20 protein-coding genes are annotated in these 22,640 nt (G+C 73.9%); 10 read left to right on the plus strand and 10 right to left on the minus strand.

Features of this window, described 5'->3' with window-relative positions; translation table 11 throughout:
• Positions 1–116: 116 nt before the first annotated feature.
• Both OG309_RS08195 and OG309_RS08200 read right to left on the minus strand, forming a co-directional pair.
• The gene (locus tag OG309_RS08195; RefSeq protein ID WP_329419360.1) at positions 117–1,961 is read right to left on the minus strand and encodes an FAD/NAD(P)-binding protein; all 1,845 of its coding nucleotides are present in this window, start codon (positions 1,959–1,961) and stop codon (positions 117–119) included.
• Complete coding sequence (locus tag OG309_RS08200; protein WP_329419362.1) at positions 1,958–2,809, minus strand: amino acid ABC transporter permease; 852 nt, start codon at positions 2,807–2,809, stop codon at positions 1,958–1,960. The genes OG309_RS08195 and OG309_RS08200 overlap by 4 nt, the downstream gene beginning before the upstream one ends.
• Before the next feature lie 414 nt (positions 2,810–3,223).
• On the opposite strand from OG309_RS08200, the gene OG309_RS08205 reads away from it, so the two are divergent.
• Together OG309_RS08205 and OG309_RS08210 are read left to right on the plus strand one after the other, a co-directional pair.
• Positions 3,224–3,703: a GNAT family N-acetyltransferase gene (locus OG309_RS08205; RefSeq protein WP_329419364.1), complete on the plus strand. Its 480-nt coding sequence runs from the start codon at positions 3,224–3,226 to the stop codon at positions 3,701–3,703.
• The gene (locus OG309_RS08210) at positions 3,700–4,683 is read left to right on the plus strand and encodes an ABC transporter substrate-binding protein (protein ID WP_329419366.1); all 984 of its coding nucleotides are present in this window, start codon (positions 3,700–3,702) and stop codon (positions 4,681–4,683) included. Before OG309_RS08205 ends, OG309_RS08210 begins: the two co-directional genes overlap by 4 nt.
• Before the next feature lie 42 nt (positions 4,684–4,725).
• Here the strand turns inward: OG309_RS08210 and OG309_RS08215 are convergent, their stop codons facing one another.
• Positions 4,726–5,958, minus strand: coding sequence for a DUF5685 family protein (locus tag OG309_RS08215; RefSeq protein ID WP_329419367.1), 1,233 nt, complete (start codon positions 5,956–5,958; stop codon positions 4,726–4,728).
• A gap of 287 nt (positions 5,959–6,245) precedes the next feature.
• Here OG309_RS08215 and OG309_RS08220 point away from each other — a divergent pair, with 287 nt between their 5' ends.
• Positions 6,246–6,683, plus strand: coding sequence for a cell division protein SepF (locus OG309_RS08220; protein ID WP_329419368.1), 438 nt, complete (start codon positions 6,246–6,248; stop codon positions 6,681–6,683).
• Positions 6,684–6,723: 40 nt separating this feature from the next.
• On the opposite strand, the gene OG309_RS08225 is transcribed toward OG309_RS08220, so the two are convergent.
• Positions 6,724–8,397 (minus strand): MFS transporter, encoded by a 1,674-nt coding sequence (locus OG309_RS08225; RefSeq protein ID WP_329419370.1) that lies wholly within the window; start codon positions 8,395–8,397, stop codon positions 6,724–6,726.
• Between the two features lie 414 nt (positions 8,398–8,811).
• On the opposite strand from OG309_RS08225, the gene OG309_RS08230 reads away from it, so the two are divergent.
• Positions 8,812–9,816: a phosphatase PAP2 family protein gene (locus tag OG309_RS08230; protein ID WP_329419372.1), complete on the plus strand. Its 1,005-nt coding sequence runs from the start codon at positions 8,812–8,814 to the stop codon at positions 9,814–9,816.
• Positions 9,817–9,890: 74 nt separating this feature from the next.
• Here OG309_RS08230 and OG309_RS08235 read toward each other — a convergent pair whose 3' ends face one another.
• The gene (locus tag OG309_RS08235; protein WP_329419374.1) at positions 9,891–10,082 is read right to left on the minus strand and encodes an I78 family peptidase inhibitor; all 192 of its coding nucleotides are present in this window, start codon (positions 10,080–10,082) and stop codon (positions 9,891–9,893) included.
• 286 nt (positions 10,083–10,368) lie between these two features.
• Between OG309_RS08235 and ctaD the strand changes: the two genes are divergently transcribed.
• Positions 10,369–12,081: an aa3-type cytochrome oxidase subunit I gene (gene ctaD / locus OG309_RS08240; RefSeq protein ID WP_329419375.1), complete on the plus strand. Its 1,713-nt coding sequence runs from the start codon at positions 10,369–10,371 to the stop codon at positions 12,079–12,081.
• Positions 12,082–12,120: 39 nt separating this feature from the next.
• On the opposite strand, the gene OG309_RS08245 is transcribed toward ctaD, so the two are convergent.
• From OG309_RS08245 to OG309_RS08255, 3 genes are all read right to left on the minus strand, one after another.
• Entirely contained in the window at positions 12,121–13,404 is a 1,284-nt protein-coding gene (locus OG309_RS08245) for a glycosyltransferase (RefSeq protein ID WP_329419376.1), read from the minus strand.
• Between the two features lie 70 nt (positions 13,405–13,474).
• Positions 13,475–14,785, minus strand: a complete 1,311-nt coding sequence (locus OG309_RS08250; protein WP_329419378.1) for an ABC transporter substrate-binding protein — start codon at positions 14,783–14,785, stop codon at positions 13,475–13,477.
• Positions 14,763–15,257: a hypothetical protein gene (locus OG309_RS08255; protein WP_329419379.1), complete on the minus strand. Its 495-nt coding sequence runs from the start codon at positions 15,255–15,257 to the stop codon at positions 14,763–14,765. Before OG309_RS08255 ends, OG309_RS08250 begins: the two co-directional genes overlap by 23 nt.
• A gap of 135 nt (positions 15,258–15,392) precedes the next feature.
• Here OG309_RS08255 and OG309_RS08260 point away from each other — a divergent pair, with 135 nt between their 5' ends.
• The 3 genes from OG309_RS08260 to OG309_RS08270 are packed head-to-tail and all read left to right on the plus strand — an operon-like array spanning position 15,393 to position 19,131.
• On the plus strand, positions 15,393–15,794 hold the full coding sequence (locus OG309_RS08260; RefSeq protein WP_329428213.1) for a hypothetical protein: 402 nt from the start codon (positions 15,393–15,395) through the stop codon (positions 15,792–15,794).
• Positions 15,782–18,463, plus strand: a complete 2,682-nt coding sequence (locus OG309_RS08265) for an ABC transporter permease subunit (RefSeq protein WP_329419381.1) — start codon at positions 15,782–15,784, stop codon at positions 18,461–18,463. Before OG309_RS08260 ends, OG309_RS08265 begins: the two co-directional genes overlap by 13 nt.
• The gene (locus OG309_RS08270) at positions 18,460–19,131 is read left to right on the plus strand and encodes an ATP-binding cassette domain-containing protein (RefSeq protein ID WP_329419383.1); all 672 of its coding nucleotides are present in this window, start codon (positions 18,460–18,462) and stop codon (positions 19,129–19,131) included. The genes OG309_RS08265 and OG309_RS08270 overlap by 4 nt, the downstream gene beginning before the upstream one ends.
• Here OG309_RS08270 and OG309_RS08275 read toward each other — a convergent pair.
• Entirely contained in the window at positions 19,128–19,646 is a 519-nt protein-coding gene (locus OG309_RS08275; protein ID WP_329419384.1) for a LysM peptidoglycan-binding domain-containing protein, read from the minus strand. The two genes, OG309_RS08270 and OG309_RS08275, sit on opposite strands and share 4 nt — an antisense overlap.
• 194 nt (positions 19,647–19,840) lie before the next feature.
• Here OG309_RS08275 and OG309_RS08280 point away from each other — a divergent pair, with 194 nt between their 5' ends.
• Positions 19,841–20,623, plus strand: coding sequence for a hypothetical protein (locus tag OG309_RS08280; RefSeq protein ID WP_329419386.1), 783 nt, complete (start codon positions 19,841–19,843; stop codon positions 20,621–20,623).
• Between the two features lie 173 nt (positions 20,624–20,796).
• On the plus strand, positions 20,797–21,039 hold the full coding sequence (locus OG309_RS08285; RefSeq protein ID WP_329419388.1) for a hypothetical protein: 243 nt from the start codon (positions 20,797–20,799) through the stop codon (positions 21,037–21,039).
• A gap of 146 nt (positions 21,040–21,185) precedes the next feature.
• On the opposite strand, the gene der is transcribed toward OG309_RS08285, so the two are convergent.
• Positions 21,186–22,634, minus strand: a complete 1,449-nt coding sequence (gene der / locus OG309_RS08290; protein ID WP_329419389.1) for a ribosome biogenesis GTPase Der — start codon at positions 22,632–22,634, stop codon at positions 21,186–21,188.
• Positions 22,635–22,640: the final 6 nt, after the last annotated feature.

Raw genomic sequence — 22,640 nt, forward strand, 5'->3', positions numbered from 1 at the left:
GCAGGAACGGGCAGGGCCGGCGGGTCGGGCGGGTCGGGCGGGGCCGACCGAGCGGACGGGGGCTGACGGAGCAGAGGGCGCGGACGGAGCAGAGGGAGCGGACGGGGGGCCGGCGCTCAGCGCGCGGGCACCGCCTCCGGCACCGCTTCGGGCTCCGGCGCGGGCGTCGTACAGGACAGGTCGCGCAGCAGCGCGAGCGCGGTCCGGGCGGTCCGGTCGTTCTGCCGGAAGGCGAAGCCTCCCGTGCGCGGCCGGGTGAAGGCGCCGCCCGCCCGCGCGGTGGTGTGCGGTCCGAGCGCGAAGTGCCGCGGGTGCGGCCGTCCGTCGCGCCCCAGGACCCTCCCGTCGTCCGGGTCGACGGCGAGCAGCCCGGCGTCGGTGGAGCGGGCGCCGTCCTCGTACAGGGCGCGCAGCAGCGGGCTGCCGGTGCGCTTCAGGGTGGGGTCGGGCAGCCGGGCCTCGACCAGGGCGCGGGCCTCGGTCCACTCCCCCGGCACGCTCGCGGAGGAGGCGCGGAAGACGCCCCGCTCCTCGTCGGTCTCGACGGTGACGTCCGCGCCGAGGAAGCGGACGAGTCCGGCGTCGGAGAGGGCGAGCAGCTGGCGCAGCCGGGGGCCGGGCGGGCCGGAGGCGAGGTAGCTGAAGAAGCCGTGCCACCAGTTGCCCGGGTCGCCGAGGTCGCCGAGGCGCAGCAGTTGCCCGTAGACGGAGAGCACGGCGTCGAAGACGGCCAGGTCCGGGCTGTGGGCGGGGTCGTGGCGGCGGTCGAGGTCGGCGGCTATGTAGCGGCGCAGCCCGTCCTGGAGGGCGTCGCCGGAGCTGTGCCGCACCCCGGCCAGCGGGTGGTCGAGGGCGTCCAGGTCGAGCCGGTCGGCCGGGTCGGGCACGGCGGCGGCGACCAGCACGTCGAGCTCGGGGGAGCCGGGGGCGGCGGCGGTGTACTTCTCCTCGAAGTCGGTCCAGGCGACGCCGGTCCGCTCGGGGTGGGCGGCGAACAGGCGGTGGTAGTGGGCCCAGCCGAGCTCCTTCTCGACGAGCGGCCGGACGTCGCGCCGGAAGTCGCGCGGGCCGGGCCGGCCGAGCAGCGCGTCGACCTCGGCGGGGCCGAAGAAGCGGGGCAGCGGCGGGTGTTCGCCGTCGAGCTCGTAGCCGATCTTGGAGTGGTACGGGACGCCCCGCCGCGATCCGACGTGGAGCACCGGCTCGCGGCCGGACGGGCGGTAGACGAGCCGGTCGTCCCGCTGTTCGTACGTGCCGCCGCGGCCCTCGGTGAGGAGCACCATGAGGTCGATGAAGGCGAGGCCGAAGCCGCGGACCAGGACGGGTTCGCCGGCGGGCAGTGCGGACAGGTCGGTGTCGGCGGTGAAGTCGGGCGGCAGGTGGACGAGGCCGTGGCGGGCGGCGAAGTCGCCGAGCTCGCGCTGGTGTTCGTCGGGGTGGGCGTCGAGGTGCCCGAGGGCGAGGACGACCAGGTCGGCGGTGAGCGGCACGGCGTGTCCGTCGAGCCACACGCGCTGGCGGCCGTCGCGGGGTCCGGTGACGCGCAGCGCGGTGGTGGGGTGCTCGTGGACGGTGACGGAGGCCGGGAGCGCGGCGCGGGCCCGCTCGTAGACCCAGCGCAGGTAGGCACCCTGCTGGGGGCGGCTGGGGAAGGTGCGGCCGTCGAGGCCGGCCCATTCGGCGAGGGTGGGTCCGGGCCGTACGGGGCCTTCGATGGTCACGGTCTCGTCGGTGAACATGGTGACGTCCTCGGCCTGGGAGTTCATCCAGAGCAGCGGGGACTGGGAGGTGCGCCAGATCCGGCCGCCGCCGGCCGGGTACGGGTCGACGAGGTGCAGGTCGAGGGGGTGGTCCCCGTACAGCTCGGGCAGGTTGGCGGCGAGCCGTTCGAGGAAGCCGGTGCCGCGGGGCCCGGCGCCGACGACCACGAGCGAGCGGCGTCCGGCGTCCGGCCGGCTCATCGGGCACCCGCCGTCCCGCGGGCGTAGTGCCGCTCGACGTAGTGCTGTCCGACGCTGAGGACGGAGGTGACCAGGACGTACCAGAGGGTGGCGACCACGAGCATCGGGATGACCTGGTAGGTGGCGTGGTAGACGAGCTGGACGGAGTAGAGGAGGTCCTGCACGGCGATGACGGAGACGATCGAGGTGCCCTTGAGGGTGCCGATGAGCATGTTCCCGGCGGGCGGGACGATGGCGCGCATCGCCTGCGGCAGCACGATGCGGGTGAGCCGGCGGCCGCGGCCGAGGCCGAGGGACTGGGCGGCCTCGATCTGCCCGCGGTCGACGGAGAGGATCCCGCCGCGGACGACCTCGGCGGCGTAGGCGGCCTCGTGGAGGGTGAGGCCGATGACGGCGACGGAGACGGGGCCGAGGAGGTTGACCGTGTGGACGCCGAGGATCGTCGGGTAGAGCACGCCGATGTTGAACCAGAACAGCAGCTGGACCAGGATCGGCGTGGAGCGGAAGAACCACACGTATCCCCAGCTCACCGCGCGCAGCACGGGGTTGTCGGAGAGCCGCATGACGGCGAGCAGGGTGCCGAGGACGAAGCCCAGGGCCATCACGAGGGCGGTGAGCCACAGGGTGAGGCCGAGTCCGCGCAGCACGGACGTGGAGGTGAAGTAGGCGCCGACCACGTCCCACTGGAAGGCGCGGTTGGTGGCGACGGAGACGAGGCCGAGCGCGACGAGGAGGAGGACGGCCGCGGCCGCGGTCCACTGGCCGGTGCGGCGGGCGGGGACGATGCGCGGCGCCGGTTCGGTGTCGGGCGGGGCGGTGACAGGGGTCTTGGTGAGGATCGCGGACATGGCGAAGGCTCCGTGGATGCCAGAGACGGATCGAACACGGGAGTGCGCCTTCACGCGCGGTGAGCCGCGGCCCGAGCCCCTCAGCACGGTCCGCCTCCTCAACGTAGTCGGCGGGCACGGAGTGCTGTCAAGTCCGTCCGGAGTGTGAGCCGTTCGTCTCATCACGGTTGACGGGGAAACGGATGCCTGTTCCACTTGGGCCATGTATTCGCAGCAGTGGCTGGTCACGCGCTCCCACATCGACTTCGGTCGCGTGTGGTCCTCTTCCTGTTGAGCCGACCCCCTGCTTCCTCCTGTCCGCGTGCTGTTCTCCCGCGGCGCCTTCACCTGCGCACGTCCGTGAGTGCCTGAGCTCGACTCCCCTCGTCCTGCCCCGCCTTTCACCTCCTTCCCTACTTGTTCCGTAGGAAATCCATGACCTTCGCGCTGTCCGTGCACCGGACCACGACCACCGACCCCTTGGCACGCCCGCTGCTCGACGAGCTGGCGTACGAGTACACGACCCGGTACGGCTCCTCGGAGGACCTGCGCCGCTACCCGGCGGAGGAGTTCGCCCCGCCTCGGGGGGCGTTCCTGCTGCTCCTGGAGCAGGGGCGGCCCGTCGCCGGCGGCGCCTACCGCCGCTACGACGAGCACACCGCCGAGCTGAAGCGGATCTGGACCCACTCGGCGCACCGCAGGCGCGGTCTCGCCCGCCGGGTCCTGACCGTGCTCGAACGGGAGGCCGCCGACCGCGGCTACACCCGGATCTACCTGACCACCGGCCCGCGCCAGCCCGAGGCCAAGGGCCTCTACCTGGCGACCGGATACCGCCCCCTCTTCGACGTCGCCGCCGATCCCGAGTCGATCGGGCCGCTGCCGTTCGAGAAGTACCTGGAGACCCCGAAGCCATGAGCACCACGCGTACCCAGCGCACCACGCGTACGAAGCGCACCACCGCCCTGCTCGCCCTGACCGCCGCGGCGGGCCTGGCCCTCACGGCGTGCGCCGGCGGGGAACCGGTGGCGGCCCCCGCCGGCGCGACGGGGAAGGGGGGCGCGCAGGGCGCGCTCCCGAAGGAGGACGTGGTGACGGGGGTGAAGAAGAACGAGGCCGCGGCGAAGCTGCTGCCGGCCGACGTGAGACGGCGCGGCGGTCTGACCCTCGCCACCTCGGTGGGCACCCCGCCCAGCTCGGCCTACCTGCCGGACGGGAAGACCGTCGCCGGCCTGGACGCCGACTTCGCGCAGGCCGTGGCGAAGGCGCTCGGCCTGGAGGTGAAGACCGAGGTCGCCGGCTTCGAGGCCATCCTGCCGGCGCTCGGCAGCGGCAAGTACGACATCGGCATGGGCAACTTCGGCGTGACGGAGGAGCGGCGCAAGACGATCGACTTCGTCACGTACATCAACGACGGGCAGGGCTTCGCGGCCCGCTCCGACGCGAAGCTGACGGACGTCACCGACCTCACGCAGCTCTGCGGCCTGAAGGTGGCCACCGGGGCGGGCACCACTTTCGAGCGGACCCTGGAGAAGAACAAGGAGCGGTGCGCGAAGGCCGGCAAGGAGCCGTACGAGGTGAACGTCTTCGCCGACACGTCGGCGGGCTGGCTGGCGCTCCAGCAGGGCCGCAGCGACGTGCTGATGAGCACCATCAACGGCATCCGGTACGCGGTGACCCAGCAGCCGGGCACGAAGTTCCTCAACGAGTACCGGCGCCTCGACGTCGGCTTCGCCTTCAAGAAGGGCTCGGCGCTCACGCCGGCCTTCCAGGCCGCGGTGAACGGCCTGAAGGCGGACGGGACCTACGACCGGATCCTGAAGAAGTGGGGCGTCTCCGCCTCGGGGATCGCCGAGTCGCGGATCTCCCCTCCGGAGATCCCGGCGCCGACGAGGTGACGACCGCCGCCGGGCCCCGCCGCACCGGGGCCCGGCGGCCCGTCAGCAGTCGCAGGGGCAGCAGCAGTCACAGCCGCCGCAGTCGCAGTTGCAGTTGCCGCAGTCGCCGTTGTGGCAACAGCCCTCGCGCTTCTTGCGGGACCAGGGGCCCTCGTACTTCTCGGCGCAGCAGATCTGGCAGGTGCAGAACAGCCAGGTGAAGGCGGCGCACCCGGCGAGGAAGCCGCGCGGCTCGGGCCGGTGCGGCCCGCCGCCACCGCCGCCGCCGCCGTGGAAGGGCGGCACCCCGCCCGGTCCTCCGGGGCCGCCCGGCTTGGCGAGCGGGTCGCCCGGTCCGTACGGGCCGGGCTGCGCGTACGGGTTCCCCGGCACCGGCCCGCCGTACGGCTGCCCCGGCCCCGGCGCCCCGTGGGCGCAGCTCGTCGTGCCGAAGGCCCGGTCGACGGAGGTGCGCAGCTCGTGGGCGAGGAGGACGTGGGCGAGCCGCCCGTCGGCGAACTCCGCGTCCTTCAGCGCGAGCCGGATGCCGTGCAGGGCGTCGTCGGCGAGCCTGCGCGCCTCGTCGCGGGAGGTCCCGGTCGCGGTGAGCGGGTTCCAGGACCCGGCGGCGGCGTCGGCGGCCTGGTCCTCGACGGCGTCGAGGAGGTGGGCGAGGCGCCCGAAGAGGCGTCCTGCCTCGGCGAGCGGCTCGGCGTTGCCGGGGCGGCCGGCGAGGACGGCGGTGTGCGCGAAGGCGGCGGCGGTCGCCGTCTCGGTGGGCTCGGTGACGGCGAGCAGCGGGGTGCCGGGCCCGGCGAGTGCCTCGATGCCGGTCTGCCGGTCGACGGCGTCGACCAGGACGGCGGTGTCGAAGCCGAGCTCCCGGCCGGTGCGGGCGCCCGCCCGGTCCCAGGAGCGGGCGATGCGGCGGGCCGCGGCGGCGACCGGCCGGCGGGCCAACAGCCCGTCGCGGTCGGCGACGTGGTCGCGAACCTTGGCGGAGGCCAGCACCAGGGAGACGGCGGCGGCGAGCCGCGCTCCCTCGCCCCGGGCGACGGGCGCGGTCCGCATCGCCCGGAGCGGGCAGGGGCCCGCGGTGCGGCGGCCCGCCTCGGTGGCGCCGGTCTGAGCCTCCGTCAGGACCGAGACGATCAGGCCGTCGTAGTTGGTGACCACCCGGGCGAGCTGCCCGTGGTCGGCGCGAAGTGCCAGGCAGAGGCCGCAGAGATGGGCCATCCACTCGGTCCTGAGCCCCTCGGTGAGGCGGTGCGTGCAGGGTCTGACGATTCCGAACAAGACATTCTCCCCCGTGGCTGCCCGGCGCGACGGTTCACCCGTACGCCCTCGTCGTCACCCTTCCGGCCCGACATTCATATTTTAAGTTGCGCTCCCCCGCCCGACCCCCCGTCAGCCCCGGCATACCGCAAGATCCCTGACGAATCGCCAGTTTTCGAACCTCACGTTCTGCACCAGTACCGTCACGAATCCCCTGCGCGCCGACTATCCACTTGGCGCGCGATCCGCATCATGGACGACGATAGGGATTGCGGAACCACAAGTGACCGCGCTGAAAGGAGGCGTCCATGGGATCGGTGCGCAAGGCGAGTGCCTGGCTGGGACTCGTCGAGGACAACGACGAGCGTTACTACGACGACGAGTACGCCGACGGTGCCGAGAACGGCAGCGACGCCTGGGTGACGGACCCGCGGGTACGGGTGGCGACCGACACGGCGCAGGAGCACGGCCGTCGGATCGCCACCGTCTCCCCCGACGGGTTCCGGGACGCCCGGGGCATCGGCGAGCTGTTCCGGGACGGCGTCCCGGTGATCGTGAACCTGACCGCGATGGAGCCGAACGACGCCAAGCGCGTGGTCGACTTCGCCGCCGGTCTCGCCTTCGGCCTGCGCGGCTCGATCGAGCGGGTCGCCACCCGGGTCTTCCTGCTGACCCCGGCCGACACGCAGATCGTCAGCGGCGAGTCCGCCGGACGGTCGCAGGGCGGATTCTTCAACCAGAGCTGACCCCCGCCGGGCTCGGCTCACCTCCGGCCCGGTCCTCCGTTCAGGACCGGGGCCGGGCCGAGCCGGCCGGCTCCGCGGGCTCACGCGCGCCGGGCACCTTCGGGACGCCGCCGCCTGCCCGCTCCACCGTCGGGGCGCCGCCGACGGGCTCCTGGCCCCCGACCGGCTCCGGATCGGTGGCGCACTCCATCACGCGCGGCAGCCGCAGCGCCATCAGCGCCCCGAGCAGCAACAGCCCGGCGCTCACGAACAGGGTCACGTGCAGGCCGTTCACGAAGGCGTGCCGGGCCGCCTGGTGCAGCGCCGTCCCCGCCGGGCCGCCGAGCCGCTCGGCCACCTGGTACGCCTCGCCGAGCGAGTTCCCCGCGGCCCGCGTGGCGGCCTCCGGCACTCCGGGCAGCCCGCTCAGACCGGGCGCGTAGGCCGCGTTCATGACACTGCCGAGCAGCGCGATGCCCATGCCCGCGCCGAGCTGGTACGAGGTCTCGCCGATCGCCGCGGCCCCGCCGGCGCTCTCCGGGGGCGCCTCGCTGAGCATCGACTCGTACGCCGAGAAGAGCGTGGTCTGCAGACCGAAACCGAGCAGCACGAAGCCGGCGGTGAGCAGCAGCGGCCGGTCGTGCTGCCCCATGAGGACGAGCAGGAGCACCGCGGCGGCGGTCAGCACGAAGCCCCAGCCGACCATCCGGCGCGGCCCGAGCCTGCGCAGCGTGTACGAGCCGGTGGCGCCGGCGGCCATGGCGGCGAAGGTCAGCGGCAGCAGCCGCAGCCCGGTCTCCAGGGGGCTGAGCCCGAGGATCAGCTGGAGGTACTGGACGGCGATCAGCTCCAGGCCGACCAGGGCCAGCATGCCCAGGACGATGCAGCCGACCGAGGTGGTGAAGGCCGGCCGGGAGAACAGCCGCATGTCTATCAGCGGGTGGGCACGCCGCTTCTGGCGCCGTACGAAGAGGACGAGCAGCGCGGCGCCGACGAGCAGCGGGCCCGCGGTGGCCAGGGAGAGCGGCGGGTCTCCGGCGCCGAGCCGCTTGACCCCGAGGACGGAGCCGAGCACACCGGCGGTCGCCATCAGGGCGCCGAGGACGTCCCAGGGGCCGTCGGCGCCGCCCTTGGACTCGGGCAGCAGCCAGCGTCCGAGCGGCAGGATCAGCGCCATCAGCGGAATGTTGATCAGGAAGACCGAGCCCCACCAGTAGTGCTCGACCAGGAAGCCGCCGAGCACCGGCCCGGTGGCGGCGCCGACGGCGGCGACCGCCGTCCAGATGCCGATGGCGGTGGCCCGCTCGCGCCGGTCCGGGAAGACCGCGCGGAGGATGGAGAGCGTGGCGGGCATGATCATCGCGCCGCCGACGCCGAGCAGGGCGCGCGCCCCGATCAGGACCCCGGGGGTGGTGGCGAGCGCGGCGACCGCGGAGGCGACGCCGAACAGCGCGTACCCGAGGAGCAGCACCCGTCTGCGGCCGACCCGGTCGCCGAGCGTGCCGAAGAGGATCAGCAGCGAGGCGCAGATCAGCGGATAGGCGTCGACGATCCACAGCAGCGCGGTGGAGCTGGGGCGCAGGTCCTCGGTGAGGGAGGGGACGGCGACGTGGAGCACGGTCGAGTCGAGTGCGACGAGCAGCAGACTCACGCAGAGGACGACGAGGACGACCCAGCGGTTGGCACCGCCGGCAGCGGTTCGGAGTCGCGCTCCGGCCGTGTTCGTCCGCGTCATGTACGTACCTCCCAGTGAAGCCCTCGCGCTCGGCGGGCACCTGCCGGGGACGGACCCCGGGGCGGCCCGGCATCGACGGGCGAGTGAGCCGTCAGCGTACGCGAGTTCAAGCCCCGAGCGCGTGGTGCAGCTCTCACCCCGGCGGGCCACTCGGTGTGGCGTACGCCACTCGGCCCGCACCGCGCGTCGCCTGGAATTCCGCGCGGAACGCCGTCGAGCCAATTGCTCCGGCATTCCCCGGAACCTCAAACAGACTTCCGGAAAGGTGCGCTCCGCAATAGGGCGGAAGGTCATCGGATTTTCCGACGGACGACGGGAACAAACGCCCGGCTGAGAGCAACTCCACATCACATCGTCATCACGAAGGCACCGGAACGACCAAGGTCGCTACTCACTCCCTGTAACGTCGATTGGGTGCGTACCGACATCTTTGCCCGGCTGGACCGGGAGCCGGAACCGCCGAAGATAGAGGTCCCGCGGATGACCCGCACGCGTCTCGCCCTCTTCGGCGGGACGTCGGCGTTCTATCTGGCCATCGTCGTCGCCGTACTGCTGTCGACCTGGCTGGTGACCCTCGACTGGAAGATCATGCTCTTCCGGCCCTATCAGCAATGGCCGGAGCTGCACGCCTTCCTCGACTACTACGTCGTCCTCGGCCAGCGCGGCCCCACGGCCGTCATGGTGGCGGCCTGGCTGGGCTGGCGCTCCTGGCGTCAGCACACGCTTCGCCCGCTGCTCTCCCTCGGCGCCGCGCTGCTCCTGCTCAACGTGACCGTCGGCGCGGTCAAGCTCGGACTGGGCCGGCTCGGCCCCCACTACGCGACGCAGGTCGGCTCCGCCGAGCTGTTCGGCGGCGGCGATATATTCCCGTCCGGGCACACCGCGAACGCGGTCGTGACCTGGGGCATCCTGGCCTACCTGGCGACCACTCCGAGGGCCCGGCGCTATCTGTCGGCCCTCTCGGCGGTGGTCGCCCTCGGGGTCGGCCTGACCACCGTCTACCTCGGCACCCACTGGCTCAGCGACGTGCTGCTCGGCTGGGCCGCGGGCCTGCTGATCCTGCTCGCACTGCCCTGGTGCGAGCCGGTGATCGCGGTGGCAGAGGCCTGGATCCTGGGGCTGCGGGACCGGCTGCGCGAGCAGCTGCGGGCCCGTCGGCGCCTGGTTCCGTCGCTGCCCGTGGCGACCGGCGGACCGGTGCCCGGGCTCTTCCCGCAGCGTCCGACGGGGGCCGAGGAGCCGGTCCGGGAGAAGGTCGGCGCCGGTTCCGGCCGGGCGGCCGCGGGCCGCGCGACCGGGCTCCCGACGCCGCCGCTCGCCCCGCCCCGCACCCACCACGCGGTGCGCTCGGAGCGCGGTCCGGTCGGTCCGGCCGGCAGCCGCCGCCCGCCGCACTCGCGTCCGGCCACCGGAGGCTGAGCCGTCGCACGACAGGACGGAGGGGCCCCGGCCGATCCCGGCCGGGGCCCCTCTGCGCTGTCCTCGTCACGCCGTCAGCCGAGCCAGGCGCGCGTGACGACCCCGTCCTCGACCTCGAAGTTGATGCGCCCGGCCAGGTACTCCATGGTCACGATCGAGCCCGGTGGCAGGGCCCGGACGACGCGCCAGCCCCTGTTCCGGGCGATGCGCTCGGCGTCGTCGGCGGCGAGCCCCACATACGTTTCGGGTGCGTGTTCGGGTGTCATACAGCTCACGTTAGTACCTTGCCGGTCACGCTTGTGTCACAGGTTCTCGACATATGTTTGACAGGGACGCGCTCGTTCGCACGGGCGGTTTCCGGCCGGTTCTCCGATATTTCTCGGCCCTTCCCCGGAATTCGGGTAAGGCTGCCGCCCGCCGGGAATTCCCGGGCATCCGCCCACATGCGCGGCTTTCACGTTTTCCGCGCACCGCGCACACACCGTCCGCCGACCGGACGACCTGTCGGTCCGCCTCCCCCGCTTCCCCCGCGGGGCGGAGCATCATCCAGGGATGGCTACCGAGACCGCGGCCGGAACCGTCGAATCCGCACGCCAGCGGCACGGGCGGGTGCTGATCGACTGGATCACCACCACCGACCACAAGAAGATCGGCCACCTCTATCTGGTGACCTCGTTCGTCTTCTTCCTGATCGCCGGGGCCCTCGCGATGGTGATGCGGGCCGAGCTGGCCCGGCCCGGGCTCCAGCTGGTGTCGAACCTGGAGTTCAACCAGGCGTTCACCCTGCACGGCACGATCATGCTGCTGCTCTTCGCGACCCCGACCTTCGCGGGCTTCGCCAACGAGCTGGTGCCGCTGCAGATCGGCGCTCCCGACGTCGCCTTCCCGCGGCTCAACATGTTCTCGTACTGGCTGTTCCTCTTCGGCGGGCTCATGGTGCTCGGCTCCGCCCTCTCCCCCGGCGGCCCGGCGGCCTTCGGGTGGACCGCCTACGCCCCGCTGAACAGCCTGCTGCGGTCGCCGGGCGTCGGCGTCGACCTGTGGATCATGGGGCTCGCGCTCTCCGGCTTCGGCACGATCCTCACCTCGGTGAACTTCCTGGCCACCATCATCGGGATGCGGGCCCCCGGGATGACCATGTTCCGGATGCCGATCTTCACCTGGAACATCCTCTTCACCACGATCCTCGTGCTGATGGCCTTCCCCGTGCTCGCCGCGGCCCTCCTCGTCCTGGAGTCCGACCGGCGGCTCGGCTCGGTGGTCTTCCAGCCGCAGAACGGCGGCGCACTGCTGTGGCAGCACCTGTTCTGGTTCTTCGGGCACCCCGAGGTCTACATCATCGCCCTGCCGTTCTTCGGCATCGTCAGCGAGATCATCCCGGTCTTCTCCCGCAAGCCGATCTTCGGCTACACCACCCTCGTGGCCGCCACGATGACCATCACCGGCCTGTCGGTGGTCGTGTGGGCCCACCACATGTTCGCCACCGGGGCGGTGCTGCTGCCCTTCTTCTCGATGCTGTCCTTCCTGATCGCGGTGCCCACCGGGGTGAAGTTCTTCAACTGGACCGGCACCATGCTGGGCGGCTCGCTCTCCTTCGAGACCCCGATGCTGTGGGCCACCGGCTTCCTGGTGTCGTTCCTGTTCGGCGGACTCACCGGCGTGATCCTCGCCTCGCCGCCGATGGACTTCGCCGTCACCGACTCGTACTTCGTGGTCGCCCACTTCCACTACACGGTCTTCGGCACGGTCGTCTTCGCGACCTTCGCGGGCTTCTACTTCTGGTGGCCCAAGTTCACCGGCCGGATGCTCGACGAGCGGCTCGGGAAGATGCACTTCTGGACGCTCTTCGTCGGCTTCCACACGACGTTCCTCGTCCAGCACTGGCTCGGCGCCGAGGGCATGCCCCGGCGGTACGCCGACTACCTCGAAGCCGACGGCTTCACCGCCCTCAACACGGTCTCGACCATCGGCGCCTTCCTGCTGGGCGCCTCCACCCTGCCGTTCCTCTACAACGTGTGGCGGACCTGGCGGTACGGCGAGAAGGTCGACGTCGACGACCCGTGGGGCTACGGCCGCTCGCTGGAGTGGGCGACGTCCTGCCCGCCGCCCCGCCACAACTTCGTCGCGGTGCCCCGGATCCGCTCCGAGTCCCCCGCCTTCGACCTGCACCACCCGGAGTTCGCGGACTACGAGCGGATGCGGCTCACGAGCCCCCCGCCGGAGCGCCGACCGGTGCGGCGGGGCGGGGGGACCACCGGTCCCTGAGGCACGGGCCCGCCCCGGCGCCCTGTGCGGGCCGGGGCGTCAGCGGAAGCGGCGGACCAGGACGCCCGCCTTCGCCTTCACCGCGTAGCCGGCGTCGAGGAGCGTGCCGACCGCGCGGTGGACGGCCGCGCGGGCCCGCCCGTGGCTCCGGACGCGAGGGCGGGATGCGGTCCCGGCGGCGAGTTCGGACCAGATCGTCTCGTGGCGGGCGGCGATCCGGACCGGGTCGAAACGCTCGGACGCGACGAGCGCCGCCTTCGCCGCCCTGGCCCGCCCCTCGTCGTCGTTGATGAGGGCGAGCAGGGCCGCGCCGACCGCCGCGGTGTCGTCGACCGGGACGAGCCGGCCGTCGACGCCGTCCTCGATGATCTCGCCCGGCCCGTACGGGCAGTCGGTGGAGACCACCGGAAGACCGCAGCGCATCGCCTCGACGATGGTCATGCCGAAGGACTCGCGCCGCGAGGTGACGGCGGCCAGCGAGCCCTTGGCCCACTCGGGCTCCATCGGGTGCGCGGTGCCCATGAGGAAGACGTTCTCGCCGAGGGAGCGCCGCTCGATCTGCCGGGCCAGCGTCTTCTTCAGGTTGTCGGAGGCGTCGCCGGTGCCGTAGATGCGCAGCTTCCAGTCGGGGCGGGCCGCGGCCACGTCGGCGAAGGCGTCGATCAGCAGGTCGTACCGCTTGACCGGGGTGAGCCGGCCGGCCGCGACGACGACCTTCGCGGCCGGGTCGGCCGGCGGCACGCTCGGCGCGGGCACGCTGTTGGGCACGGCGTCGACGCGGACGCCGGGCAGCGCAAGCGCCCGGTAGGCGCGGGCGTCGGCCTCGGTGACGGTGGTGACGGCGTCCAGCAGCGCGTACTCGTGGGCGATGTCGCGGCGCAGCCGGAAGCTGTGACCGTCGAGGATCAGGTGCTCCTGGCCGACCAGGACCGGCCCGCGCGGGGCCTGCCGGGCCAGCTGCACGTTGAGGCCGGGGCGGGTGGCCACCACCACGTCCGCCTCGACGGAGGCCAGATGGGCGCCGATCCGGGCGTCGGTGAGCGCGCTGTACTGCTTCCAGCGCCCGTCGCCGCGCGGGAAGACCCGGGCCGGGCGCCCGAAGTCGGGGTGGGCGCCGTCGTAACCCGGGCTGTCCTTCCGCAGGTCGACGAGGTGACGCAGGGTCACTCCGCCGGGGACGCCGAGGATCGGGTCGTCGCGGTGGCGGAACACCGAGACGATCTCGACCTCGTGACGTTCCGCCAGCTCCGCGGCGAGGGTGAAGGTCGTCCGGATCGTGCCGCCGATGTGGTAGCCGTTGTGGAGCAGGAAGGAGATGCGCATGACGCTTACCGGTTCCCCCCGGTGAGGTGCGTGGTCGGGGCGACTGTACTGCGCCCGGCGAAGCCGTCGTTCACGGCCGGTACGGCAGTTGGGGCACGGTGGCGCAGTCCGTGTCCATGTCGCCCTGCGACACCCAGCCGCGCCCGTCCTGCCAACGGGCCACGGACAGACAGGTGTACCGGGTCTCCGGCGGCCGCGCGAGACGCTCGAACCGTACGGGCAGCAACAGACCGTGCGCGGTGTACGGCTCCGCCCGGTTGACGAACCCCTCGACGCACGCGCGGGTCGGGCGCGCCCCGCAGGACCGCACCGCGTCCGTGAACCACATGGCCGCCGCCCAGCCCTCCAGCTGCCACTGGGAGAGCGGCCGGTCCCCCATCGCCGCCCGGAACTCCCGTACCGCGGGCTGCCCGACGGAGGTGTCGTCGTAGTTGCGGCTGGAGCCGGTGACGTAGAGCACGGCACGGCAGCCGGGCGCGCCGGCGTAGTCGCGGGGCACGCTGGAGGACCAGTTCTGCACGTTGGTGACCTTGGCCTCGACGTGGACGCCGAGCTCCTCCATCGCCTCGCACAGCCGGGCGTTGCCGTGCGTGTCCAGGGCGTCGAGGACGAGGTCCGCACGCTGCGCCCGCAGATCGGCGGCGACGGCGCGGAAGTTGGGCAGCACGAAGTCGACCTGCTCGTCGACGACCCGGTAGCCCTCGGCGCGCAGCCCCTCGGAGACCAGCCGGGCGTACGAGGCGGAGGCGGCCTGGTTGTAGGAGACGACGGCGGCGGTGCGGGCGCCCAGGTGCTGCCGGAACCAGCGATAGACCTCGGTGCCGCCGTACAGCGTCCCGTTCCAGCCGGGCGCGCGTCCGGTGCGCGGGGCGGAGCTGCCGTAGATCCCGTACAGGTGCGGGTAGGTGTCGTAGGCGGGGGTCAGCGGCTGGCCGCCGATGTCGGGGACGCCGGCCCGGGAGACCAGTGGGGCGCCCGCGTAGTCCAGGGCGGTGGTGGCGACCAGGGCGAAGACCTTCCGCTCGTCGACCAGCTCGTGCACGCACGCGTTGTTCCCGACGCCGCTGCCGCCGTCGTCGCAGGTGACGACCTCGACCCTGCGGCCGTCGATGCCGCCGCGCGCGTTGAGGGCGTCGAAGTAGGCGCGGGCGCCGTCGCGCGGGCCGGTGAACGTGTCGCCGCCGACCGGGCTGGTGGCGCTGGTGATGATGCCGACGCGGAGCGGCTCACCGCCGGAGGGGTTGGCGGTGGGCCGCGTCTCGAAGGCGCGCTCCGGGAGCCGGCTGCCGCAGCCCGCCAGCAGCAGGGCGAGCACGGCGAGCAGGGCCGCCACGGCGGCGCGCAGCGCCGGGGCCGCCTCAGCAGCCGGGGACCTGCGCACCGCTGAGCTGGACCAGGCCGCAGAGGGTCTTCACGGAGACCTTCCAGGTGTCGTTCTGCAGGACGGAGGTGCCCTTGGCGTCGGGCAGGGCGGGACTGCCGCCGACGAGCAGGTCGTAGGTCACCTCGGCCCCGGAGGGCGAGGTGAACGCGATGGACTTGACCTGGGCGGAGGCCCTGCCCGCGGTCTTGTCCGCGGCGAACGCCCCGAGCACGGGCGCCATCGTCTCGCCGTTCTCCAGGAGCTCGATCCTCTCGCTCGTCGGGGTCTTCGGGTCGAAGAAGGCCGTCCAGTTCTTGGTGATCTGCGCCTTGGCGGCGACCGGGTCGGCGGGTCCGTGCACCGAGGCGGGTGCGGGGGTGCCGGTCTGCCCGGAGCCGGAGCCGCCGTCGTCCGAACAGCCCGCGAGGGCCGGGGCCAGCAGCAGCACCGCGGCGGCCGCGAGGGGGGCGGCGCGTCGTCCGAGAACCATCTGGCTCACCACCGGATGTCCGTCCAGGCCGGGCGGCCTGATGATTCCAGGGTGTGCCGAACAGGGACATAGTGCAAGAAAGAACACCTTCTCCAGGAGGCAAGGGAGGATCCCGTGCCGTCGTCGACACCCCGGATGCTGCTGTGGGGCGGTCTCGCGACGGCCGCCGGGGGCGCGGTGCTGTGCGTGCTCGGCTGGTACGGGATCTCGGGCGAGCGCTTCGCGGAACGGCAGCTGCCGTATCTGGCGTCGTGCACGGTGCCGGGAGCGGCGCTGATCGTCTCGGGAGCGGTCCTGCTGGCGACGGGCGCGCGGCGGGCCCCCGACGGCTCGCCCGCCCCGGAGTCCGCCCCGGAGTCCGCCCCGGAGCCCCTGCCCCCCGCCCCGCCCTCCTCTCCCGGCCCCCCGCTCCGCGTCCCCGGCGGGACGCTCGCCCACCGGCCGGACTGCCCGCTGGTGGCGGCACGGCCCGAGGCGGTGCCGGTGGGGGACGCGGAGCTGGCCCCGTGCCCGGTGTGTGAACCGTGGCCTCGCTGACGTACGAGCTGACGCTGGCCGGACTGGCGGTCGGCAGCGCGGCGGCGCTCACCGGCATCGGTCTGATCGTCACCTACCGGGCGACCGGCGTGCTGAACCTGGCCCACGGCGCGATCGCGATGGTCTGCGCGTACGTCCTGCGCCGGCTGGTGGTGGAGTGGTCCTGGCCGCTCCTGCCGGCGGCGCTCGTCACCCTCCTGCTCTTCGCCCCGGCCGTCGGGCTCCTCCTCGACCGGGCGGTGTTCCGCCCGCTCGCGCTGCGCGGCTCGAACCCGGCGCAGACCCTGGTGGCCTCCATCGGCGTGTTCGTCCTCCTCGTCGGCACGGCGGCGCTGGTCTGGGGCACGGACGCCCGCGCGGACGCGCCCGTCCTGCTGGGCGACGACCCGTGGGTACAGCTGGCGGTGGTCGTGGCGCTGGCCTGCCTGGTCGGGGCGGTGACCCGGTGGACCCGCTTCGGCCGGGAGCTGCGGGCGGTGGTGGACAACCGGCCGCTCGCGACGGTCTCCGGGATCGCCGCGGACCGGGTGTCGGCGGCGGGCTGGGCCTTCGGCTCGTTCACGGCGGGCCTCACCGGTGTGCTCCTCGCGCCGTACGTGCGGCTCGACCCGTACGGGATGCCGCTGCTCGTCGTCGAGGTGATCGCGGTCGCGGTGGTGGCGCGGATGCGGAGCCTGCCGGTCGCGGTGCTGACCGGGCTCGCGCTGGGCGTGGCCCAGGCCCAGCTCACCCGGCTGCACCCGGAGGGCTGGGCCGGGCCGCTGGTCCAGGCGGTCGGGGCGAACCTCTTCGTGGTGGCGCTCCTGGTGGCGGCGCTGGTGCTGCCGGGGGTGGGCGGCGCGGACACGCTCCCGCCGGCGCTCACCGCGGGCCGCACCCCGCCGGGCCTGTGGCTGACGGCCGGCGTCCTGCTGCTCCTGCCGCTGGGCTTCGGCGGCACCGACCTGACGACCGCGGTCCAGGTCCCGGCCCTCGCGGTGATCCTGCTCTCGCTGGTGGTCGTCTCGGGCCGGGCCGGCCAGATCGCGCTGGGCCAGACGGCGTACGCGGGCCTGGGCGCCCTCTTCGCGGCCCTGCTGGCGGCGGCCGGCCTGCCGGAGTTGGTGGCACTCGGGACGGCGGTGCTGTGCGTGGCCCCGCTGGGCCTGCTGACGGGCTGGCCCGCGATCCGCCGCCACGGCCTGGCGCTCGCCCTGGCCACCCTGGCGGTCGGCGTCGCGGTCAGCCGCTTCGTCCTCACCCAGCCGTACGCCACGGCGGGCCTGACGGTCTCCCGCCCGGCCGCCTTCACGGACGACCGCGCCTACTACGTCCTGGAACTCCTCGTGCTGGCCGCCTGCCTCCTCCTGGTGGCGGCCCTGCGCCGGGGCCGCACGGGGCGCGCGCTCGCCGCCCTGCGCGACCACGAGCCCGGCGCGGAGGCCGCGGGCGTCCGCGTGGCCGCCCTCAAGCTGCTCGCGTTCGTCCTGGGCGCCGCCCTGGCCGCCTTGGGCGGCGGCCTCCTGACCATGGGCCAACGCGCCTTCGACCCCGCCGCGTACGACCCGGTCCGCGGCCTCCTCTGGTTCGCCGCCGTCCTGGTCCTGGGCCCCGACACCCTCCTCACCCCCCTCCTGGCCGCTGCCCTCCTCGTCACCCTCGACACCAGCACCCACGCGGGCGTGGCGGCGGCGACGATCGGCATCCTGGCGGCCCTGGTGGGACGGGTACCACCGCTGCTGGGGAGGCTGGGGGCCGGTGCGGTGGACGGGGCGGGTGCGAGGGGAAGGGCGGGTGCGGGAGCCGGGGCGGGCGCGACGGACAGGGCGGGTGCGAGGGACAGGGCGGGCGCGACGGACAGGGCGGGTGCGACGGACAGGGCGGGCGCGAGGGGCACAGCCGGCACGCCCCACCCGGCGGGCGCGGCACCCGTGCCTCGCGTGCCGAGCGCGCCCAGCGCACCGCCCCCCACCTCACCCACGTCGAAGGCACCGCCGCCATCCGCCGCCGCCCCCCACCGGCCCGCGGCGGCCCGCGAAGTCGCCGCCGCCCTCCGCGCCGACCGCCTCACCCTCACCTACCCCGGCGGCCTCACCGCCCTCCACGGCGTCACCCTCACCCTCCGCCCCGCCCAGATCACCGCCCTCGTCGGCCCCAACGGCGCCGGCAAGAGCACCCTGTTCGACTGTCTCGCGGGGACCCTGCGGCCCACCGCCGGGCGGGTCGCCCTCGGCCACGCCGACATCACCGGACGCCCCGCGCACGCCCGCGCCCGGATGGGGATCGGCCGGACGTTCCAGCAACTCGCCGTGTTCCCGTCGCTCACCGTGGAGGAGAACGTCCGCGTCGGTGCCGAGCAGGGCCGTACGGCCGCCCCGGGGGCCGTGGAGCAGGCGCTGCGCCTGGTGGGGCTCGCGGGGCCCGTGCGGCACCGCGCGGCGGCCGGGCTGCCGACCGGGACGCTGCGCCGGGTCGAGCTGGCCCGGGCGCTGGCGGCCGGACCGCACACGCTGCTGCTCGACGAGCCGGCCGCCGGCCTGGACGCGGACGAGACCGCGGCACTCGCCCGGATCCTCGCCGCCCTGGCCGCCGACGGCCTCACCGTGCTGGTCGTCGAGCACGACCCGGACCTGGTCGCCGGCATCGCCCGTACCGTCCACACCATGGAAGGCGGCCGGATCGTGTCATGAGCGTCGAGATCGCCCTGCGCGCGGCCCGGGTCCGCTACGGCCCCCTGGAGGCCCTGCACGGGCTCGACCTGCCGCTGCCCGCCGCCACGGTCACCGTGCTGCTCGGCCGCAACGGCGCCGGCCGCAGCTCCGCGCTGCGCGCCCTCGCCGGGACGGTGCCGCTCGCGGCGGGGCGGGTGGAGTGGCGGGGTGCCGACGTCACCCGGCTGCCCGCCCACGAGCGGGCCCGCCGCGGCCTGTGCTTCGTACCGGACCTGCGGGCCGTGTACGCGACCCTCACCGTCGCCGAGAACCTGGACCTCGCGGCACCGGGCCGCCAGGACGCCGCCCTCGCCGCGTACCCCGAGCTGGCGCCGCTGCTCGCGCACCGCGCCGGAACGCTGTCCGGCGGCGAGCGCCGGATGCTCGCGCTCACCCGCGCCGTGCTGTCGGACGCCCGGGTGGTGCTGGTCGACGAGCCGTCGCTCGGCCTGTCGAGGGCGGTGGCCGACCGGACGTACGGGCTGCTCGCGGGAGTCGCGCGCACCGGCGGCGCGGCCGTCGTCCTGGCCGAGCAGCGGGTGCCGCCCGGGCTGCCGCCGGGCTCGGTCGCCTTCGAGCTGCGCCGCGGCTCGCTCGCGTCCGGCGGCGAGATCCTGGCCGGGGGGAGCGGTCCGGCGCGCCGTTAGGGCAGCCGCAGCATCGTGCCCACCATCAGCCGGTTCGGGTCCGGCCCGATCGCGGCGCGGTTCGCCGCGTACAGCGCCTCCCAGCCGCCCTTCACGGAGAAGCGGCGGGCGACCTTGCCGAGCGTGTCGCCGGCCTGGACGACATGGGCGCGGCCGCTCAGCCCGTACCGCTTGGAGCAGGCCGGCCAGGCGCCCCAGCCCTGGACGCGCAGGACGTCCTCCGCGACGGCGATCTGCTGGGCCCGGGTCGCGAGGTCGGCGCGCCGGGCGTACGTGAGGCCGCCGAACTCGCTCCAGGTCGGCGGCCAGAACTGGAGCCCGCCGTAGAAGCCGTTGCCGGTGTCCGCCGCCCACCGCCCACCGCTCTCGCAGTCGGCGACGCACCCCCACGGCCACTGGTCCTTCACGCAGGCCTCGACGGGCGAGGGGGCCGCGACGGCGTCGGCGACCGCTCCCGGGGCGAGGAGCGCGGCGACCAGGACGGCACCGGCCGTCGCATATCGGATCTTCGACATCGGCGCAGGCTAGGCAGCCACCGCGGGCGCCCGGCCCGTGCCGCGCGGAACACCGTTCACATGCCACCCGGTCGGCGTCACACAAGTTGTCGGGTGCCCACGCGTGACCCCGGCCGAGCCTTGCCCGTTGAACTCGGCATGAGACGCCCGGGAACCGCCCGGTCGTCGCACGCACCGAGTCCAGGGAGCCCCCCGTGCCGCGCATGCTCGACGTCAGCGAGGACGTACGCGCCGAGATCGGCGACGAAGAAGCCGACCGGCTCCTCGCCGGCGACAACGCCCCGGGCAGCTACGACTGCACCTCCTGCCGGACGCCGGGCGATTCCGAGCACGAGCGCACCAGCACGGTGCTGTTCGTCGGCGACGAGACCGCCGTCCTCGCCTTCGCCCACGCCAGCTGCATCCCGTCCCAGGTCGTCCGGGTCGAGGAGGCGCAGCTCCAGGGCGCCGTGGCCTCCATCGCGGCGGCGGACGCGGCCGACTCCCTCGCGGTGTCGCACCCGGAGCAGGCGGTGCTCGGCGTCACGAGCGGTCTGGTGCTGATCGACGGCGAGCTGCACCCGGCGCTCGTGGTGGAGCCGACCGCCCCGGTCGCCCGGCCGGGCTCGGAGGGACTGGTGGACGAGTTCCTGCCGCTGCTGGCGGAGCAGGGCTTCCAGCCGGTGACGGACATGAACCGGAAGCCGGCCCCGCTGCCGGGCTGGTCGGTCCTGGTCGCCATGGGCCAGCTGCACTCCGTGCTCCAGCCGGGCGCGGGCGGCGTCGGCCAGGCCGCCTGGTGGCAGGCGCACCAGCCGCTCCAGGTCACCGAGGGCTGGCGGGCCGCGGCGAACAAGTCGCACACGGTGCTGGTGTTCGCCGCCCCCGTCGGCTCCATCGGCCAGCAGCCGCGCGAGGACCTGCTCCGCGACGCCCTGGAGAAGGCCGCGGCCAACGGACGCCTGGTCGCCGCCGCGATGCCGCTGGCCGGTACGTGAGGGCGGACGGGCCCGGCATAGGGCCGGCGCGCGTCCCGGGGGTTCCGACGGTGCCGCGCCCCCGGGTTCCACTTTCCGAGGGCCGCCCGCATCTCGCGGACGGCGGGGTCGTTGGCACCTACGTGCACCCATACGACCCGTTCCGTCAGCAGTATCCGAGTCCGATCCCGTCCATGCGCCCGGCGCAGGAGGTGTCGGCGGGCCCTTCGGCGACGCCGATCTACGACGCCCTGTACTCCGAGTACCGCCGGTCGTTCCGCACGCTGCCGGGCGACCGCAGCGGCGAGGAGGAGCTGAGCTTCCGGTCCTTCGGGGCGGGGACGCACCGGCACGCGGCGCACGGACAGGGGCCGGGGCAGCGGCAGGCGGGCTGGTCGGCGTACGCGCTGCCGCCGGGGCCGCGGACGAGCCCGTGAGGACGTAGGCCCGCCGTACGTGCGGGGCGGGGACGAGGCGGAGGGCCGGGGCGATCACACCGCCCCGGCCCTCCGCCGTATGCCTGCCGCGCGTGCCCGTACGCGCCCGCACGTCTCCGTACGTGCCCGTACGCGCGGGGCGCGCCCTACTTCTTCTTGCCGCGCTTCTCGCGCACCCGCACCGAGATGTGGATCGGGGTGCCCTCGAAGCCGAACTCCTCGCGCAGGCGGCGCTCGACGAAGCGGCGGTAGCCGTGCTCCAGGAAGCCGGAGGCGAAGAGCACGAAGCGCGGCGGCTTGGTGCCCGCCTGCGTGCCGAAGAGGATGCGGGGCTGCTTGCCGCCGCGGATCGGGTGCGGGTGGGCGGCGACGATCTCGCCCAGGAACGCGTTCAGCCGGCCGGTGGGGACACGGGTCTCCCAGCCGGCGATGGCGGTCTCGATGGCCGGGACCAGCTTGTCCATGTGGCGGCCGGTCTTGGCGGAGACGTTGACCCGGGGCGCCCAGGCGACCTGCTGCATCTCGGTCTCGATCTCGCGCTCGAGGTAGTAGCGGCGCTCCTCGTCGAGCTCGTCCCACTTGTTGTAGGCGATGACGACGGCGCGGCCCGACTCGACCGCCATCGTGATGATGCGCTGGTCCTGGACGGAGATGTTGTCGGTGGTGTCGATGAGGATGACGGCCACCTCGGCCTTCTCGACGGCGGCGGCCGTGCGCAGGGAGGCGTAGTAGTCCGCGCCCTCCTGGAGGTGCACCTTCTTGCGGATGCCGGCCGTGTCGACGAACTTCCAGGTCTTGCCGCCGAGCACGATCAGCTCGTCGACCGGGTCGCGGGTGGTGCCCGCGAGCTCGTTGACGACGACACGGTCCTCGCCGGCGACCTTGTTGAGCAGGGAGGACTTGCCGACGTTCGGGCGGCCGATCAGCGCGATGCGGCGCGGGCCGCCGAGGGCGTTGCCGAAGCGCTGCTCGGGCGCCTCGGGCAGGGCCTCCAGGACGGCGTCGAGGAGGTCGCCGGTGCCGCGGCCGTGCAGCGAGGAGACCGGGTACGGCTCGCCGAGGCCGAGCGACCACAGGGCGGTGGCGTCGGCCTCGCCGGACTGGCCGTCGACCTTGTTGGCGGCGAGGACGACCGGCTTCCCGGCGCGGCGCAGCAGCTTGACGACGGCCTCGTCGGTGTCGGTGGCGCCGACGGTGGCGTCGACGACGAAGAGGCAGGCGTCGGAGGCCTCGATGGCGTACTCGGCCTGGGCGGCGACGGAGGCGTCGATGCCGAGGACGTCCTGCTCCCAGCCGCCGGTGTCGACGACCTTGAAGCGGCGGCCGGCCCACTCGGCCTCGTAGGTGACGCGGTCGCGGGTGACGCCCGGCTTGTCCTCGACGACGGCCTCGCGGCGGCCGATGATCCGGTTGACCAGGGTCGACTTGCCGACATTGGGACGACCGACGACGGCGAGGACGGGGAGCGGGCCGTGCCCGGCCTCCTCGATCGCGCCCTCGACGTCCTCGATGTCGAAGCCCTCTTCCGCGGCGAGCTCCATGAACTCCGCGTACTCGGCGTCGCCAAGTGCCCCGTGGTCGTGCTGGTCGTTCATGAAGTC

The organism is Streptomyces sp. NBC_01268 (assembly GCF_036240795.1).
GTDB lineage: Bacteria > Actinomycetota > Actinomycetes > Streptomycetales > Streptomycetaceae > Streptomyces.